Origin of the sequence: Enterobacter sichuanensis (assembly GCF_009036245.1) — a bacterium.
GTDB lineage: Bacteria > Pseudomonadota > Gammaproteobacteria > Enterobacterales > Enterobacteriaceae > Enterobacter > Enterobacter sichuanensis.
Window position 1 is genome coordinate 1,876,631 of sequence record NZ_CP027986.1, and the last position, 14,740, is coordinate 1,891,370.

The 14,740-nt window shown below is 58.1% G+C and carries 15 protein-coding genes; 8 read left to right on the forward strand and 7 right to left on the reverse strand.

The annotated features are described in order from the left end of the window. Window positions 1–231: 231 nt before the first annotated feature. Window positions 232–645 carry a peptide-methionine (R)-S-oxide reductase MsrB gene (msrB, locus tag C1N69_RS08950; protein ID WP_025759332.1) on the forward strand — a complete coding sequence of 138 codons (414 nt, stop codon included), beginning with the start codon at window positions 232–234 and terminating at the stop codon, window positions 643–645. Window positions 646–686: 41 nt separating this feature from the next. Next, window positions 687–959 (forward strand): YeaC family protein, encoded by a 273-nt coding sequence (locus tag C1N69_RS08955; protein WP_155031012.1) that lies wholly within the window; start codon window positions 687–689, stop codon window positions 957–959. Window positions 960–1,010: 51 nt separating this feature from the next. Here the strand turns inward: C1N69_RS08955 and chiD are convergent, their stop codons facing one another. From chiD to sppA, 4 genes are all read right to left on the reverse strand, one after another. Further along, the gene (gene chiD, locus C1N69_RS08960) at window positions 1,011–2,264 is read right to left on the reverse strand and encodes a chitinase ChiD (protein ID WP_155031013.1); all 1,254 of its coding nucleotides are present in this window, start codon (window positions 2,262–2,264) and stop codon (window positions 1,011–1,013) included. 218 nt (window positions 2,265–2,482) lie between these two features. Continuing rightward, window positions 2,483–3,124, reverse strand: coding sequence for a bifunctional nicotinamidase/pyrazinamidase (gene pncA / locus C1N69_RS08970; RefSeq protein WP_155031014.1), 642 nt, complete (start codon window positions 3,122–3,124; stop codon window positions 2,483–2,485). Window positions 3,125–3,133: 9 nt separating this feature from the next. Then, window positions 3,134–4,150: an asparaginase gene (gene ansA / locus C1N69_RS08975; RefSeq protein WP_008500705.1), complete on the reverse strand. Its 1,017-nt coding sequence runs from the start codon at window positions 4,148–4,150 to the stop codon at window positions 3,134–3,136. 63 nt (window positions 4,151–4,213) lie between these two features. Further along, window positions 4,214–6,070 carry a signal peptide peptidase SppA gene (gene sppA, locus C1N69_RS08980; RefSeq protein WP_155031015.1) on the reverse strand — a complete coding sequence of 619 codons (1,857 nt, stop codon included), beginning with the start codon at window positions 6,068–6,070 and terminating at the stop codon, window positions 4,214–4,216. 167 nt (window positions 6,071–6,237) lie between these two features. Here sppA and C1N69_RS08985 point away from each other — a divergent pair, with 167 nt between their 5' ends. The 3 genes from C1N69_RS08985 (at window position 6,238) to C1N69_RS08995 (ending at window position 9,861) form a co-directional block, all read left to right on the forward strand. Continuing rightward, window positions 6,238–6,789: an NAD(P)H nitroreductase gene (locus C1N69_RS08985; protein ID WP_045285253.1), complete on the forward strand. Its 552-nt coding sequence runs from the start codon at window positions 6,238–6,240 to the stop codon at window positions 6,787–6,789. Between the two features lie 116 nt (window positions 6,790–6,905). Next, window positions 6,906–7,949 carry a selenide, water dikinase SelD gene (gene selD, locus C1N69_RS08990; RefSeq protein WP_155031016.1) on the forward strand — a complete coding sequence of 348 codons (1,044 nt, stop codon included), beginning with the start codon at window positions 6,906–6,908 and terminating at the stop codon, window positions 7,947–7,949. Between the two features lie 4 nt (window positions 7,950–7,953). Continuing rightward, window positions 7,954–9,861, forward strand: a complete 1,908-nt coding sequence (locus tag C1N69_RS08995; RefSeq protein WP_155031017.1) for a DNA topoisomerase III — start codon at window positions 7,954–7,956, stop codon at window positions 9,859–9,861. 69 nt (window positions 9,862–9,930) lie between these two features. On the opposite strand, the gene gdhA is transcribed toward C1N69_RS08995, so the two are convergent. Continuing rightward, the gene (gdhA, locus tag C1N69_RS09000) at window positions 9,931–11,274 is read right to left on the reverse strand and encodes an NADP-specific glutamate dehydrogenase (protein ID WP_047958309.1); all 1,344 of its coding nucleotides are present in this window, start codon (window positions 11,272–11,274) and stop codon (window positions 9,931–9,933) included. Between the two features lie 228 nt (window positions 11,275–11,502). Between gdhA and C1N69_RS09005 the strand changes: the two genes are divergently transcribed. After that, window positions 11,503–11,775: a YnjH family protein gene (locus C1N69_RS09005; RefSeq protein WP_025757376.1), complete on the forward strand. Its 273-nt coding sequence runs from the start codon at window positions 11,503–11,505 to the stop codon at window positions 11,773–11,775. Here the strand turns inward: C1N69_RS09005 and C1N69_RS09010 are convergent. Then, window positions 11,735–12,151 (reverse strand): pyrimidine (deoxy)nucleoside triphosphate diphosphatase, encoded by a 417-nt coding sequence (locus tag C1N69_RS09010; protein WP_094918945.1) that lies wholly within the window; start codon window positions 12,149–12,151, stop codon window positions 11,735–11,737. The genes C1N69_RS09005 and C1N69_RS09010 overlap by 41 nt on opposite strands. Before the next feature lie 75 nt (window positions 12,152–12,226). Between C1N69_RS09010 and C1N69_RS09015 the strand changes: the two genes are divergently transcribed. Both C1N69_RS09015 and C1N69_RS09020 read left to right on the forward strand, forming a co-directional pair. Further along, the gene (locus C1N69_RS09015; RefSeq protein ID WP_094918946.1) at window positions 12,227–12,796 is read left to right on the forward strand and encodes a carboxymuconolactone decarboxylase family protein; all 570 of its coding nucleotides are present in this window, start codon (window positions 12,227–12,229) and stop codon (window positions 12,794–12,796) included. Beyond that, the gene (locus C1N69_RS09020) at window positions 12,789–13,406 is read left to right on the forward strand and encodes a CDP-alcohol phosphatidyltransferase family protein (RefSeq protein ID WP_155031018.1); all 618 of its coding nucleotides are present in this window, start codon (window positions 12,789–12,791) and stop codon (window positions 13,404–13,406) included. Before C1N69_RS09015 ends, C1N69_RS09020 begins: the two co-directional genes overlap by 8 nt. On the opposite strand, the gene C1N69_RS09025 is transcribed toward C1N69_RS09020, so the two are convergent. Further along, window positions 13,403–14,710, reverse strand: coding sequence for a sulfurtransferase (locus tag C1N69_RS09025; protein WP_155031019.1), 1,308 nt, complete (start codon window positions 14,708–14,710; stop codon window positions 13,403–13,405). The two genes, C1N69_RS09020 and C1N69_RS09025, sit on opposite strands and share 4 nt — an antisense overlap. Window positions 14,711–14,740: the final 30 nt, after the last annotated feature.

Here is a 14,740-nt window from a genome sequence, read left to right on the forward strand (position 1 = left end):
ACTAACGTTTGTGCGACTGACTCGCCTCACTTTCCCTTTGAGCTTGCAACCACATGGGGGCTGCGCCCGGGATTTTAAAGTCCTCTCAGGATAAAAATGTGAACATGATCACAATTGCCTGACCGCCTTTTCGCGACACATAAGTTTAGATCAAAAGTGCACGCAAGGGTGTTAATGTTTTGTTAGAATCCGGGTTAAAAGATGTCTGTTTCTACAGCGAGATGTAAGCCTATGTCGAACCAACGTAACCCTGACGATTTGAAAAAAAACCTCACAGAAATGCAGTTTTACGTGACGCAGAATCACGGCACGGAACCGCCGTTCACCGGACGTTTACTGCATAACAAACGCGATGGCGTTTACCACTGTCTGGTCTGTGATGCGCCATTGTTCAATTCCCAGACGAAATACGATTCTGGCTGCGGCTGGCCGAGCTTTTACGAGCCGGTGAGCGACGAGGCAATCCGCTACCTGACTGACTCATCCCATGGCATGGTGCGCACGGAAATACGTTGCGGCAACTGTGATGCGCACCTGGGTCACGTCTTCCCGGATGGACCACAGCCAACGGGCGAGCGTTTCTGCGTCAATTCAGCCTCCCTGAGCTTCAGCGACGATGAAAACGGCGACCAGATCAAAGGTTGAAAAAACGATTCAGCAAATTATTCCTGCTAAAGGGAGCGATTGTGAATATTAAAGAGATGATTAGCGGTATGACGCCGGAGATTTATCAGCGCCTGGTCACCGCCGTTGAGCTCGGAAAATGGCCTGATGGCGTCGCGCTGACGCCGGAGCAAAAAGAGAACAGCCTGCAACTGGTCATGCTGTGGCAGGCGCGCAATAACACCGACGCGCAGCACATGACCATCGACACCAACGGCCAGATGGTGATGAAGAGCAAGCGTGAGCTGAAAGAAGAGTTCGGCATCACGCCGAAGCCGATTGCCACTTTCAAATAATGATCTCAATGTAGGCCGGGTAAGCGTTAGCGCCACCCGGCACAATACTGCTTAGTGCGGGATCCCCAACGACGCCGCCAGCTGCTTCGCTAACTGGTTTTCGTCATCCGCGCCATACTCCCAGAACATCGCCCCGGCGAGGCCTTTCGCTTTGATATAGTCCGCTTTGATGGCAACGGAACGTGGGTTCTCATACGAAATCGCAAACAGCGCGTTGCCATCGGCACCCTTCACCGAGAGCCACGGCACTTTCGCCTGGTCGTCCCAGTGCTCTGTAAAGCGCTTCTGCGGATCGTTCAACAGCTTCTTCACGATGTCGTTGTACTTCACGTAGGTATCTTTGGTCAGGTCATAGCCGAGTGACCTGAACAACCCGATCTCCTGTGGCCCGAAGTAGGGCTGGGTAACTGGATTTTTTTGTGCGTCGGGTTTGCTCCAGTCAATGCCCGGCTCCACGGCTCGTTTCGGCACGCGGCCATAGAAACCGATTCCGAGGTTCATCTGCTGCGGCTTCAGCCCGGCGGCCAGATAGTTGTTCACCACAAAATTGACGCTGTATTTATCTGCGGCGGCCACCGTCGGCCAGGTGCTGGAGTCATACAAATTGGCGTTGAAATATTGCGTTCCGTACGCCATGTCGTAGGTCATCAGGTTGATGTAGTCGAGCAGGGGAGCGATGGCGCTGACATCCACCCAGCTTTTCGGACTTTCTGCGTTGGCGCCCACTGCAATGGTCACCAGCTTTTTGTGCCCGAAGGCGGCGCGCATCTCTTTTAGCAGGGCGGTGAAGTTATCCCGGTCGGCGGGCTGGCTTGCAACCAGACCCCATGCGCCATTCACCGGGTACTCCCAGTCGAGATCGATCCCGTCCAGACCGTACTTGTCGACAATCTCCTGCGCGGAGCGGATAAACACCGCGCGGCTCTCTTTGGTTGCCGCTGCGCCAGAGAAACCGCGTGCGCCCCAGCCGCCGACGGAGAGCAGGACCTTAAGGTTCGGGTTTTGTTTGCGCAGGGTCGGGATGAATGCGAGGTCGGAGGCGACTTTGGGTGATAACCAGATCTGGTGCAGCCTGGTCGAGTCTTTCAGCGCGGCGTTGGTTTCGTCTTTTTCGTCGTTATAGATCAGACCAAACGAGTAGTTGAGATGTGTAATCTGGCGGACGTCTAATTTGTTGATGTCGCCACCCGGTCCGGCAGTGACGTCACCTCCGCCATTAAAGTAGCCCACGGACATCAGGTTACTGGCAGAAGCAACGGAAGCGCACAGCAGGGGCAATACTGCCAGCAAAGGCATACGTTTCATACAAGTTCCTCTTTGACATAATAAAATTAACCACGCCACGGAAAAGGCGTGGCGAAAAAACAACCTGATGAGAATAGCATTGCCGCTTCGCTGAGGATGCGAGGGAGTTCACTTTATGGGGATTGGGGAAGAAATGCCGGGTGGCGCTGCGCTTACCCGGCCTACAAAACCAAAGAAAGTAGGCCGGGTAAGGCGAAGCCGCCACCCGGCATAAAAGACTACGCCTGCGTTTCCAGCCAGTCTTCGAGCGTATACAGCGTCGCGCCTTCCGCGGCCATGTCCATAAACGCCTGGGCACTGTACTGCGGCTGAATATTCACCCCACGGCAACCATCGGTGATGACGCTGACGGTATAGCCTAACTGGAGCGCGTCCAGCACGGTAAATTTCACGCAGTAATCGGTTGCCAGCCCCAGCACAATCAGCTCCGTGATTTCATGGTGACGTAACCACGCGTCCAGCGCCGTTTTCTGGCGATGCCCGTTATCAAAAAACGCGCTGTAGCTGTCGATAGCAGGGTTTTCCCCTTTATGGAACACCGCATCGATGGCTTTCTGTTTCAGGAGCGGATGCAGCTCCGCGCCTTGTGTCTGCTGTACGCAGTGATCCGGCCAGAAGGTTTGTGACAACCCGTCGAGTTCTCCCTGAGTGAATGGCTCGACGTGATGCTGGCTGGCAAAGCTGCCGTGATTCGCCGGGTGCCAGTCCTGGCTTGCGACAACGGCTTCACCGCGGGCTTTGCACCAGTCAATCAGCGTGTTGGCCACGTCAACGGTGCTGTCACCTTCGGCGACGGCCAGCGCACCGCCCGCGCAGAAATCATTTTGCAAATCGACCAGTAGCAGGGCGCGTTGCTTCATGAGACCTCCTTATTCGTCAGGCGTCAGTTCGCCGCGCAGGTTTTGCATCATCGCGCTGCGAATGGACTGAATATCCAGATCCTGGCTCAGTAAATAGTGAAGTTTAGTCAGCGTTGCCTCAACGGTCATGTCGAAGCCGCTGATCACCCCCGCATGCGCCAGCGCGTTGCCGGTGGCATAGCCGCCCATATTGACTTTACCGGACATGCACTGCGTCAGGTTCACCACCACAATTCCGCGCTCGCTGGCCTCCTGAAGCTCTTTCAGGAATTCGCCGTTCTGCGGCGCATTGCCCACGCCATAGGAGCGCAAAATCAGCGCTTTCACCGGCTGGCGCAGGAAGTTACGCACCACGTCGGCAGAGATCCCCGGGTAGATGGTGACCACGCCAATCGGTTGCGGCGTGATCGGATGCACAATCAGCTCGCCTGCGGTGTTTGGCGCAGGCGGGGTTCCCAGACGACGAATATGAATACCGGCTTCCAGCAGCGGCTGAAGGTTGGGCGAAGCGAATGCGTCAAACCCGTCGGCATGGGCTTTGGTGGTGCGGTTGCCCCGATACAGGCGGTTGTTAAAGAACAACGACACTTCGTTAATTGGGTAATTCGCCGCTACGTACAGGGAGTTCAGCAGGTTGATCTGGCCGTCGGAGCGCAGCTCCGCCAGCGGAATTTGCGAGCCTGTCACGATAACCGGCTTGCTCAGATTCTCCAGCATGAAGGAGAGCGCCGAGGCGGTAAAGGCCATGGTGTCGGTACCGTGGAGGATCACGAAACCGTCATACTGGTCGTAATGGGCTTTGATGTCATCCGCGATGTGCTGCCAGTCTTCTGGCGTCATATCGGAGGAGTCCATCAGCGGCTCATACTCGTGGATAGTGAAGTCAGGCATTTCCGGACGATGGAATTCTGGCATCAGCGCAAGCTGACGCTGAAGGTGGCCGGAGACGGGGATATAGCCGTTTTCAGAGCGTTGCATACCGATGGTACCGCCAGTGTAGGCTACATAAATCGATTTCTTCTGCATGGTAGTGAGTTCTTGTTCTTCAAAAGAAAAAAATCCCCTCTTCGCGAGAAGAGGGGACGGTTTTTAACGGACGTTCGCGCAGGTCAGGCAAAACGCGTAACGACTTTGTGGATCATTAAAGGCCGCGAGCTTATCGCTTTCCGCTTTCATCGCTTTTGCCGCCGTGGCGACGGGCGCAGGCAGATAGGCCTGCAGCGCCTCCGGCAGCATGGCGCGCACGGAGCCGGACATGCTGTCCATGACCATATCGAAGAACGACGGCTCGTCCTGATAGTATTCAACATGCCACTGTTTCAGCTTCGCCAGTTCAGCAGCCTTCTTCACCGCGTCATCGAAGTCGCCCAGGCTGTCGACCAGACCGTTGCTCTTCGCATCCTGGCCGGTCCAGACGTGGCCCTGGGCAATCTGGTCGATCTGCTCAGGCGTCTTTTTACGCGAATCCGCCACCAGAGTGATAAAGCGTTTATAGCCGTTCTCAATGCTGAGCTGCATCATCTGAGAGACTTCCGGCGGCAGAGATTTTGTCACCGACACGTCCGCCAGCGGGGAGGTCGCCACGCCGTCGGTATGCACGCCCAGAGAATCCAGGCTGTTTTCCACGGTGTTGATCACCCCGAAGATGCCAATTGATCCGGTCAATGTGCTTGGGTTAGCCACAATGTAGTTAGCGGGAGTGGAGATCCAGTACCCCCCGGAGGCGGCCATTCCGCCCATTGAGACGACGACCGGCTTGCCGGCGGCACGCGCGGCAGCCAGTTCAGCGCGGATCACCTCGGAGGCGCTGACGCTGCCACCAGGGCTGTTCACCCGCAGCACAATCGCTTTCACTTTCGGATCCAGGCGCGCATCGCGGATTTGTGATGCCGTGGTATCACCGCCCACGTTCCCCGGGGTCTCCTGACCGTCCATGATGGCACCGTTGGCAAAGACCACCGCGACGCTGTCACCGCTCTCATCCGGTTTTTTCGCCGAGTAGTCGTACATGCTGATGGCGCTGTAATTTTTGTCCTCTTTGCTCCAGCCAAACTGTTTGCTCAGGGATTTTTCAATTTCGGCGCTGGTGCCCAGGGCATCAACCAGTTTGTTATCAAGAGCATATTTCGCGGTATCGCCATCCACTTTACGCAGGCCGTCCAGCACGCTCTGTGCGCCAGGGAACACCTGTTCCGGCGTAATCTGGCGGTTAGCGGCAACGGTGCCCAGATAGTTCTGCCACAGTTCGCCAATCCAGCGGCTGTCCGCTTCACGGGCGGCAGGGGACATATCATCGCGGATAAACGGCTCAACGGCCGACTTATAAGTCCCGACGCGGAAGACGTGGGTGGTGACCTTCAGCTTGTCGAGCAGCGATTTGTAATACAGCCCGTTGGTGGCAAAACCGTGCAGATCGACCGTGCCCTGCGGGGAGAGCCAGATCTTATTGGCAAAGCTCGCCAGATAATATTGCCCCTGGCTGTAGCTGTCGCCCACGGCAATCACCGGCTTGCCGCTGTCGCGGAATTCGCGCAGCGCTTTACCGATGTACTGCATGGAAGGCTGATCGCCGCCGGCAAAATCTTTCAGATCCAGCACGATCCCGGTGATGTTACGGTCGTCTTTGGCCTGACGAATGGTATCGACAATATCAAACAGGGAATTTTCCTGCAGACGGTCTGATGTCGCGCCAAACAGCTGGCGGCTGATTACCCCCAGACGGCTGCTGGCAGACGGTTTATCAACAATAACGCCGGTGATATCGAGTAACAGCGCCCCGCGAGTCGAATGCTGCGCCTGATTCGCGTTACTGATGTGCATCCAGATGCCCGCGCAAACCAGAACCAGGAAAATGAAGAAGATGTTCATCACCAGGTTGCGGACGAAGTTGAGCAGTCGCCACGTCCATTTAAAGAAACCGGCAAAGATTCGCCAAAGGGTTCGCATGTATTCTCCCTAACCAGAAAATGACTGTTTCCGTCGCCACTGGACGGTAATGTTGGGTTATCGTAATGACCCAACCGCCACTTGTCAGCAGGAATCGCCTGCCAGGCTGTAACAAAATCTGCCGTCGTGTTAATTTTGTGAGTAAATTTCAAGAAAGGAGTTAACCAATGGATGCACTCGAACTGCTTGTTAACCGCCGTAGCGCTTCACGTCTGGCCGAACCGGCCCCGGCGGGCGAACAGCTGGAGAACATTCTGCGTGCCGGTATGCGTGCCCCCGATCATGGCACTCTGCAGCCGTGGCACTTCTTTGTGATTGAAGGCGAAGGCCGCGATCGTTTCAGCCAGCTGCTGGAGCAGGGCGCGGTGGCTGCAGGGCAGGATGAGAAAGGTATCGACAAGGCGCGTAATGCTCCGTTCCGCGCCCCGATGATCATCGCTGTCGTGGCAAAATGCCAGGCTGACCATAAGGTGCCGGTCTGGGAACAGGAAATGTCTGCCGGCTGCGCCGTGATGGCGATGCAAATGGCCGCTGTCGCGCAAGGCTTCAACGGCATCTGGCGCACCGGTCCGCTGACCGAAAGCCCGGCGGTCCGTGACGGTTTTGGCTGCGGCGAGCATGACAAAATTGTCGGCTTCCTCTATCTCGGTACCCCGCAGCTTAAAGCCTCCAGCACCATCAGCGTGCCGGACACCACGCCTTTCGTCAGCCGTTTCTGATAACGCACGCTAAACTGTCTGGATTCTGAGCATCTGCCGCAGAATTCAGACAGTCATACTTACCTCTTTATGGAATGAGCGCTACCATAGCGCGATTGAGATGACAGGAGACGTCCATGAGCGAGCAAACCATTCGTTTAACGCAGTACAGCCACGGAGCCGGTTGCGGTTGTAAAATTTCCCCGAAAGTGCTGGAGACCATCCTGCACAGCGAACAGGCGAAGTTTGTCGACCCGAACCTGCTTGTCGGCAACGAAACGCGTGACGATGCAGCGGTTTATGACCTGGGTAACGGCACCAGCATTATCAGCACCACCGACTTCTTTATGCCGATTGTCGACAACCCGTTCGACTTTGGGCGTATTGCGGCCACTAACGCCATCAGCGATATCTTCGCCATGGGCGGCAAACCGATTATGGCGATCGCTATTCTGGGCTGGCCGATCAACACCATCCCGCCAGAAGTTGCCCGCGAGGTGATAGATGGCGGGCGTTTCGCCTGTCAGCAGGCGGGGATTGCGCTGGCCGGTGGTCACTCGATTGATGCGCCGGAGCCTATCTTTGGGCTGGCCGTCACCGGTGTGGTGCCGACCGAGCGCGTGAAGCGTAACAGCACCGCGCAGGCGGGCTGCAAGCTGTTCCTCACCAAGCCGCTGGGTATTGGCGTGCTGACCACCGCCGAGAAAAAATCCCTTCTGAAACCAGAGCACCAGGGGCTGGCGACAGAAGTCATGTGCCAGATGAACCTCGCGGGTGCCGCTTTCGCCAATATCGACGGCGTGAAGGCGATGACCGACGTGACCGGTTTCGGTCTGCTGGGGCACCTCTCCGAAGTGTGTCAGGGGGCGGGCGTGCAGGCGCAGGTCTGGTATCAGGACGTGCCGAAACTGCCGGGCGTGGAAGAGTACATTGCTCAGGGCGCAGTCCCGGGCGGTACCCGGCGCAACTTCGCCAGCTACGGTCATCTGATGGGCGACATGCCTGAAGAATGGCGCAACCTGCTGTGCGATCCGCAAACTTCCGGCGGTCTGCTGCTGGCGGTTACGCCGGAGTCCGAAGCCGAAGTTCAGGCGACGGCTGCCGAGTTTGGCATTACCCTGACGGCGATCGGCGAGCTGGTGACCGCACGCGGTGGCCGACCGATGATTGAGATTCGTTAATTCGATGCGGTTGTTTATTGCCGAAAAGCCGAGTCTGGCGCGAGCCATCGCCGATGTGCTGCCTAAACCGCATCGCAAAGGCGACGGCTTTATTGAATGCGGTAACGGGCAGGTGGTCACCTGGTGTATTGGTCACCTGCTTGAGCAGGCGCAGCCGGATGTCTATGACAGCCGCTACGCCCGCTGGAATCTGAATGATTTGCCCATCGTGCCCGAAAAATGGCGCCTGCAGCCCCGACCTTCGGTCACCAAACAGCTCAACGTGATCAAGCGCTTCCTGCATGAAGCGGCTGAGATCGTGCACGCGGGTGACCCGGACAGGGAAGGGCAGCTGCTGGTGGATGAAGTGCTGGACTACCTGGAGCTGGCACCGGAAAAGCGCCAGCGGGTACAACGCTGCCTGATCAACGACCTCAACCCGCAGGCCGTTGAACGCGCGATCTCGCGTCTGCGCGCCAACAGCGAGTTTATCCCGCTGTGCGTCTCCGCGCTAGCCCGTGCGCGTGCGGACTGGCTGTACGGCATCAACATGACCCGCGCCTACACCATCCTCGGGCGTAACGCTGGCTATCAGGGCGTGCTCTCCGTGGGCCGCGTGCAGACGCCGGTGCTGGGGCTGGTGGTGCGTCGCGACGAAGAGATTGAGAATTTCGTCGCCAAAGATTTCTTTGAAGTGAAAGCGCATATCGTCACGCCGAAAGAGGAGCGCTTTACCGCTGTCTGGCAGCCGAGCGATGCCTGCGAATCGTATCAGGATGAAGAGGGGCGGTTGCTGCATCGTCCGCTGGCGGAGCATGTGGTTAACCGCATCACCGGGCAACCGGCCATCGTGACCAGCTATAACGATAAACGGGAATCAGAACCCGCGCCGCTGCCGTTTTCACTTTCTGCCCTGCAGATTGAGGCCGCGAAGCGCTTTGGGCTTAGCGCGCAGAACGTGCTGGACATCTGCCAGAAGCTGTATGAAACCCACAAGCTCATCACCTATCCGCGTTCGGACAGTCGTTACCTGCCGGAAGAGCATTTTGCCGGACGCCACGCGGTGATGAACGCCATTAGCGTCCACGCGCCGGATCTGCTGCCGAAGCCGGCGGTGAACCCGGACACTCACAACCGCTGCTGGGATGATAAGAAGGTGGATGCCCACCACGCGATTATCCCGACGGCCCGCGCCAGCAGCGTTAACCTGACGGATAACGAAGCGAAGGTCTATAACCTGATCGCCCGTCAGTACCTGATGCAGTTCTGCCCGGATGCGGTGTTCCGCAAATGCGTTATCGAACTGGACATTGCCAAAGGCAAGTTTGTCGCCAAAGCGCGCTTCCTCGCGGAAGCGGGCTGGCGCACCCTGCTTGGCAGTAAAGAGCGCGACGAAGAGAACGACGGCACGCCGCTGCCGGTGGTGGCTAAAGACGACGAGCTGCTGTGCGAGAAAGGGGAAGTGGTTGAGCGCCAGACGCAGCCGCCGCGCCATTTCACCGATGCGACGCTGCTGTCGGCGATGACCGGGATAGCCCGGTTTGTGCAGGATAAAGATCTGAAGAAGATCCTGCGCGCCACCGACGGTCTGGGCACCGAAGCGACCCGTGCCGGAATCATCGAGCTGCTGTTTAAACGCGGTTTCCTGGAGAAAAAAGGACGCTATATCCATTCGACTGAGCCGGGACGCGCCCTGATTCATTCCCTGCCGGAGCTGGCCGCAAGGCCGGACATGACCGCGCATTGGGAATCGGTGCTGACGCAGATCAGCGAAAAGCAGTGTCGTTATCAGGACTTTATGCAGCCGCTGGTGGGGACGCTTTATCAGCTGATCGATCAGGCGCGCAGCACGCCGGTGAAGCGGTTCAGAGGAATGGTGGCACCGGGTAGCGGTGCGAAGAAACCGTTTAAGAAGAAAAAAAGCGCGGCCTGATACGCCCGGTTTTCTCCCTCTCCCCGTGGGAGAGGGCCGGGGTGAGGGCACCCGGCCGCACGATAAAGCTTAAATCACACCCTGCCCAATCATCGCATCCGCCACCTTGACGAACCCGGCGATATTCGCGCCGCGCACGTAGTTGGTTTGCGACGCCTCTCCGCCGTACTCCACGCAGGCGTGGTGAATATCCAGCATGATATGGTGCAGACGCGCATCCACTTTCTCCGCTTTCCAGCCGAGACGCGCGGCGTTTTGCGCCATCTCCAGACCGGAGGTTGCCACGCCGCCTGCGTTGGCGGCTTTGCCCGGTGCAAACAGCACGCCCGCTTCCAGGAACAGATCGGTCGCCTCGATGGTGGTCGGCATATTGGCCCCTTCGGCCACCGCCTTCACGCCATTGCTAATTAATGTCCGCGCGGCGTCCACATCCAGTTCGTTCTGCGTGGCGCACGGCAGGGCAATATCCACCGGCACGCTCCACGGCTGTTTGCCTTCCAGCCAGGTCAGGCCAAACTCTGCGGCATAGTCGGCGAGACGGCCATCGCGGCTGGCTTTGATTTCGCACAAGCGCGCCAGCTTTTCCGCCGTAAAGCCCGCTTCATCCACCACCGTGCCTCGGGAGTCTGACGCCGTCACCACGCGGGCGCCAAACTGCATCGCTTTTTCGATAGCATACTGCGCCACGTTACCGGAGCCGGACACCGCCACGCGCATCCCTTCAAAGCCCAGGCCGTGGCGCTTGAGCATCGCCTCAGTGAAATAGACCAGGCCGTAGCCCGTGGCCTCCGGGCGGATCAGGCTGCCGCCGAAGGACAACCCTTTGCCGGTGAAGACACAGGCGCTGTTGTTGGAGAGCTTTTTCATCATCCCTGCCATAAAACCCACTTCGCGTGCTCCGACGCCGATATCTCCCGCTGGCACGTCGGTATCCGGACCAAGGTGGCGATAGAGTTCGGTCATCAGCGCCTGACAGAAACGCATCACTTCGCCTTCGCTTTTGCCTTTGGGATCGAAATCACTTCCGCCTTTACCGCCACCCATCGGCAGGGTGGTCAGCGCATTTTTAAAGGTTTGCTCGAAGCCGAGGAATTTGAGAATCGACAGGTTAACAGAGGGGTGGAAACGCATCCCGCCCTTAAACGGCCCGATGGCGGAGTTAAACTGCACGCGCCACGCGCGGTTAACCTGAACCTGATTACGATCGTCCACCCAGGTCACGCGAAACTGGATAACGCGCTCTGGTTCAACCAGGCGCTCAAGCAGAGACAGCTGACGATAACGTGGATTTTCTTCAAGGAAAGGCCACAGGGTGGTCATCACTTCACGAACGGCCTGGGCAAACTCGCTTTGATGCGGGTCGCGCTGCTGAACATGGGCAAGGAAACTTTCCAGAGAGCGTGTCTGATCCATAGATATAAGAACCTCTTATAGTTATTTGTGTCTATTGCTTATGCAATTTGTGTTGTTTTTTTGACTATACCACCCGCACCGCTTTGTGAAGCAAGCAGAAATTCATGCCGAAAGGGAAATTAATGACCCGGGCCGGGTCATAACAAAAAGCGATGGCGAGATAAATTAAAGGTTCCGCGTGGATTAACCGTTATAGTCTTTATCAGGACACGACAGGAAGATAAGTCTATGAACCGTTATGTATTCACCGCGTTATGTTTGATGTTCTCGGCCGGCGCGCAGGCTGACCGTATTCGCCCGGATGTGGAAGTGAATGTCCCGCCAGAGGTCTTTAGTTCCAGCGGCCAGAGAGCGCAGCCCTGTAACCAGTGCTGCATCTATCAGGATCAGAACTATTCCGAAGGGGCGGTGGTGAAGGCGGACGGTGTGCTGCTGCAGTGCCAGCGCGATGAGCGCGCCATCAGCACGAACCCGCTGGTCTGGCGTCGCGTAAAACAATAAACGCTTCCAGCAGCGGAATATCGGCCGGGGCTAAGGGGTAGCTGAACGCCTCTTCCGGCGTACACCACACCAGCGCGCTGTGGTAGTGCGCTGTGAGCTCGCCGCTAAAAGCGGGAACGTGCCAGGCATGCAAGTGGATCAACCGCTGCGAGACCTCCCGCTGGTGGCTGGCGACATACTGGCCTGGCTGGGCCGCAATACCGAGTTCTTCCTGCAGTTCGCGGATAAGCGCCTCCGGTTGTGTTTCGCCGGATTCCACCTTTCCGCCGGCGAATTCCCACATCCCCGGTTGGTCAGCGTGAGCAGGGCGCTGTGCCAGTAAAATGTTGCCGTCTTTTTCGATGATGGCCGCAACGACATCGACTGTTTTTAGCATGGGCGTCAATACTTAATAACGAAAAACACCATATTATCGTGCCCTTTGTCAGAGTCCAGCCATCAGGAGAATCCGGTGAAAGAGACGCACACCTGGGTCGATCCCATCCCAACCCTTCCGGCGAGTTTAAAACCGATTGCCGCCATGCAGAAAAAACATTTTGGTGCCGTGCTAAACCCCACGCGCTGGTGGGGACGTATGCCGCGTCTTTTCTGGCTGGTGGCGCTGTTTGTCGGTTTTCTGGAGCGTCGTCACGCGCGCCTGACGCCCGAACTGCGCTCCCTGCTCATGACGCGGGTATCGCAACTCTGCCACTGCGCTTTCTGTATCGATGCCAATAGCCTGCGGCTGGCCGAACGCTGTGGGGCGCTGGATAAAGTTCAGGCCGTGAGTAACTGGCAAGACTCCGCGCTGTTCACGAGTCAGGAGCGTGCGGCGCTGGCCTACGCCGAGGCGGTGACCGCCACGCCGCCCCGGGCGGATGAGGCCATCCGAACGGCGCTGAAACATCACTTCACGGACGACGCGATTACTGAGATGACGGCGCTCATTGCGTTTCAGAATCTCTCTGCCCGCTTCAATGCCGCCCTGGATATTCCGGCTCAGGGCCTGTGTGCCACGTTTAACGAGACGCCTCATGCTTGATCGCCACCTGCACCCGCGGTTAAAACCGACACTGAATCGACTGGTATCCGTGCTGGATACGCCGGGCATCACCCCTGACGGATTAACCCTGACCGGGTTTGCCATCGGCGTGCTGGCGCTGCCGTTTCTGGCCCTTGGCTGGTACTCCGCGGCGCTGGTCGCTATTGCGCTCAACCGCCTGCTGGATGGTCTGGACGGCGCGCTGGCGCGCCGGAGAGGGCTGACGGACGCAGGGGGATTTCTCGATATCGCGCTCGATTTTCTGTTCTACGCCCTGGTGCCGTTTGGTTTTGCGCTGGCGGCACCCGCTGAGAATGCGCTGCCTGCCGCCTGGCTGCTGTTTGCGTTTATCGGCACCGGCAGCAGTTTTCTGGCGTTTGCGGCGCTGGCCGCGAAGCACGATATCGACAACCCCGGCTATGCGCACAAGTCGTTTTATTACCTCGGCGGGTTAACGGAAGGGACGGAGACCATCGCGCTGTTCGTACTGTGCTGCCTGTTACCGGCGCACTTTGCGCTGTTTGCGTGGGTATTTGGCGCGCTGTGCTGGCTGACCACCACAACGCGCATCTGGAGCGGGTACGTGACGCTTAAATCACGTCACGCTTAGCGGGCGCTGTCGGGCCCGCGCTCGCCGGTGGAGACCGGGTTCTGCGGGTGACTGCTCCATTCATACCAGCCGCCGTCATAGACCGCGACCTTCTTCCAGCCCATCGCCCGGGCGTACATGAAGGCTTCAGACGCCCGCCAGCCTGTGCCGCAGTAAAACGCGACCTGTTGTTCCGGCAGAATGTCCCAGCGTTTCCACATGGCGGAAATATCGTCAGCTGTGCGCATGGTGCCATCCGGGTTATGAAAATCTTCCATGTGGGTGGCATCGCTGCCGGCGTGGCCCCAGCGGGCACCGGCAATGTCACCTTTGGGTTTGATGTAGCTGTAGCCGCTGGTTTCGCCGATGAACTCCGGCCACGAACGAATGCTGACCAGGGAGGCATCCTGGCGGTGCAGCATCCCGCGTGCCTGCGTCATATCAACCATCAGCTGCGGCTGACCGGGGATCGGCGCGCCAAAATCAGGGGCCGGCGTCACCTTCGCTGGCGTACCGCGCTCAACCGGAAGGTTGGCATCTAACCACGCCTTCCAGCCGCCATCGAGAAGGCGCACATCTTTCACCCCCGCATAGAGCATAATCTGCGCCACGCGCGCGGCGGCGTAGACGTCACGGCCATACAAAATGACGGTGGTGTCGTGACGGATCCCGTGCTTCGCCAGCATCGCTTTCAGCTTATCGTCGGAGACTTTATTCCATAGCGGCTCGCTCTCCACTTCGTTGGTGTCGATATAGCCCGCGCCGGGAATGTGATTCAGCAGGTAAAACTTCGGCGCGCCCCAGGCGGCTTCAATCACTTTCCAGTCACCCTCCGGTGCGGCAACCACCGGTTTACCCTGCTGAAGCTGATGGATCCACTGCGGGTAGACGAGCTGTTCGAAATGGGGCAGGCGCTGAAGGCGCTCGGGCGTCTGCAGGGCATCGCTGAGCAGCGAAACAGAATGGAATCCAGCTTTCTCCAGACGGGCTCTCACCGCCTGGTTATCGCGCGCGTCCCCGTACAGCGCGATGGCCGACGAGGGGGTAAGCTGATGCTGTTTGGCCCACAGCGCAATCTGCTCGTCGCTCATCGCGTCCAGCCAGGCGGCTGACAGATTAAGTGCGGCGGGTTCATGCCCGGAGGGACCGCTGAGCGTTTGCGGCCAGCCGTTATAGAAGGCGCTGGCGCGGGTGTCGACAGGCGTGCCGTGCTGTGCCTGAAGCTGGGACAGCGTCATCGCGTTAGGCATATCAGCGGCCAGAGAGGAAAAAGAGGCGAAGCCGCAGAGCAGGGTCAGCGCGGTCAGTTGAGAAACACGTTTCATCGAATAACCTGACGTCAGTAAAAGAGGGGG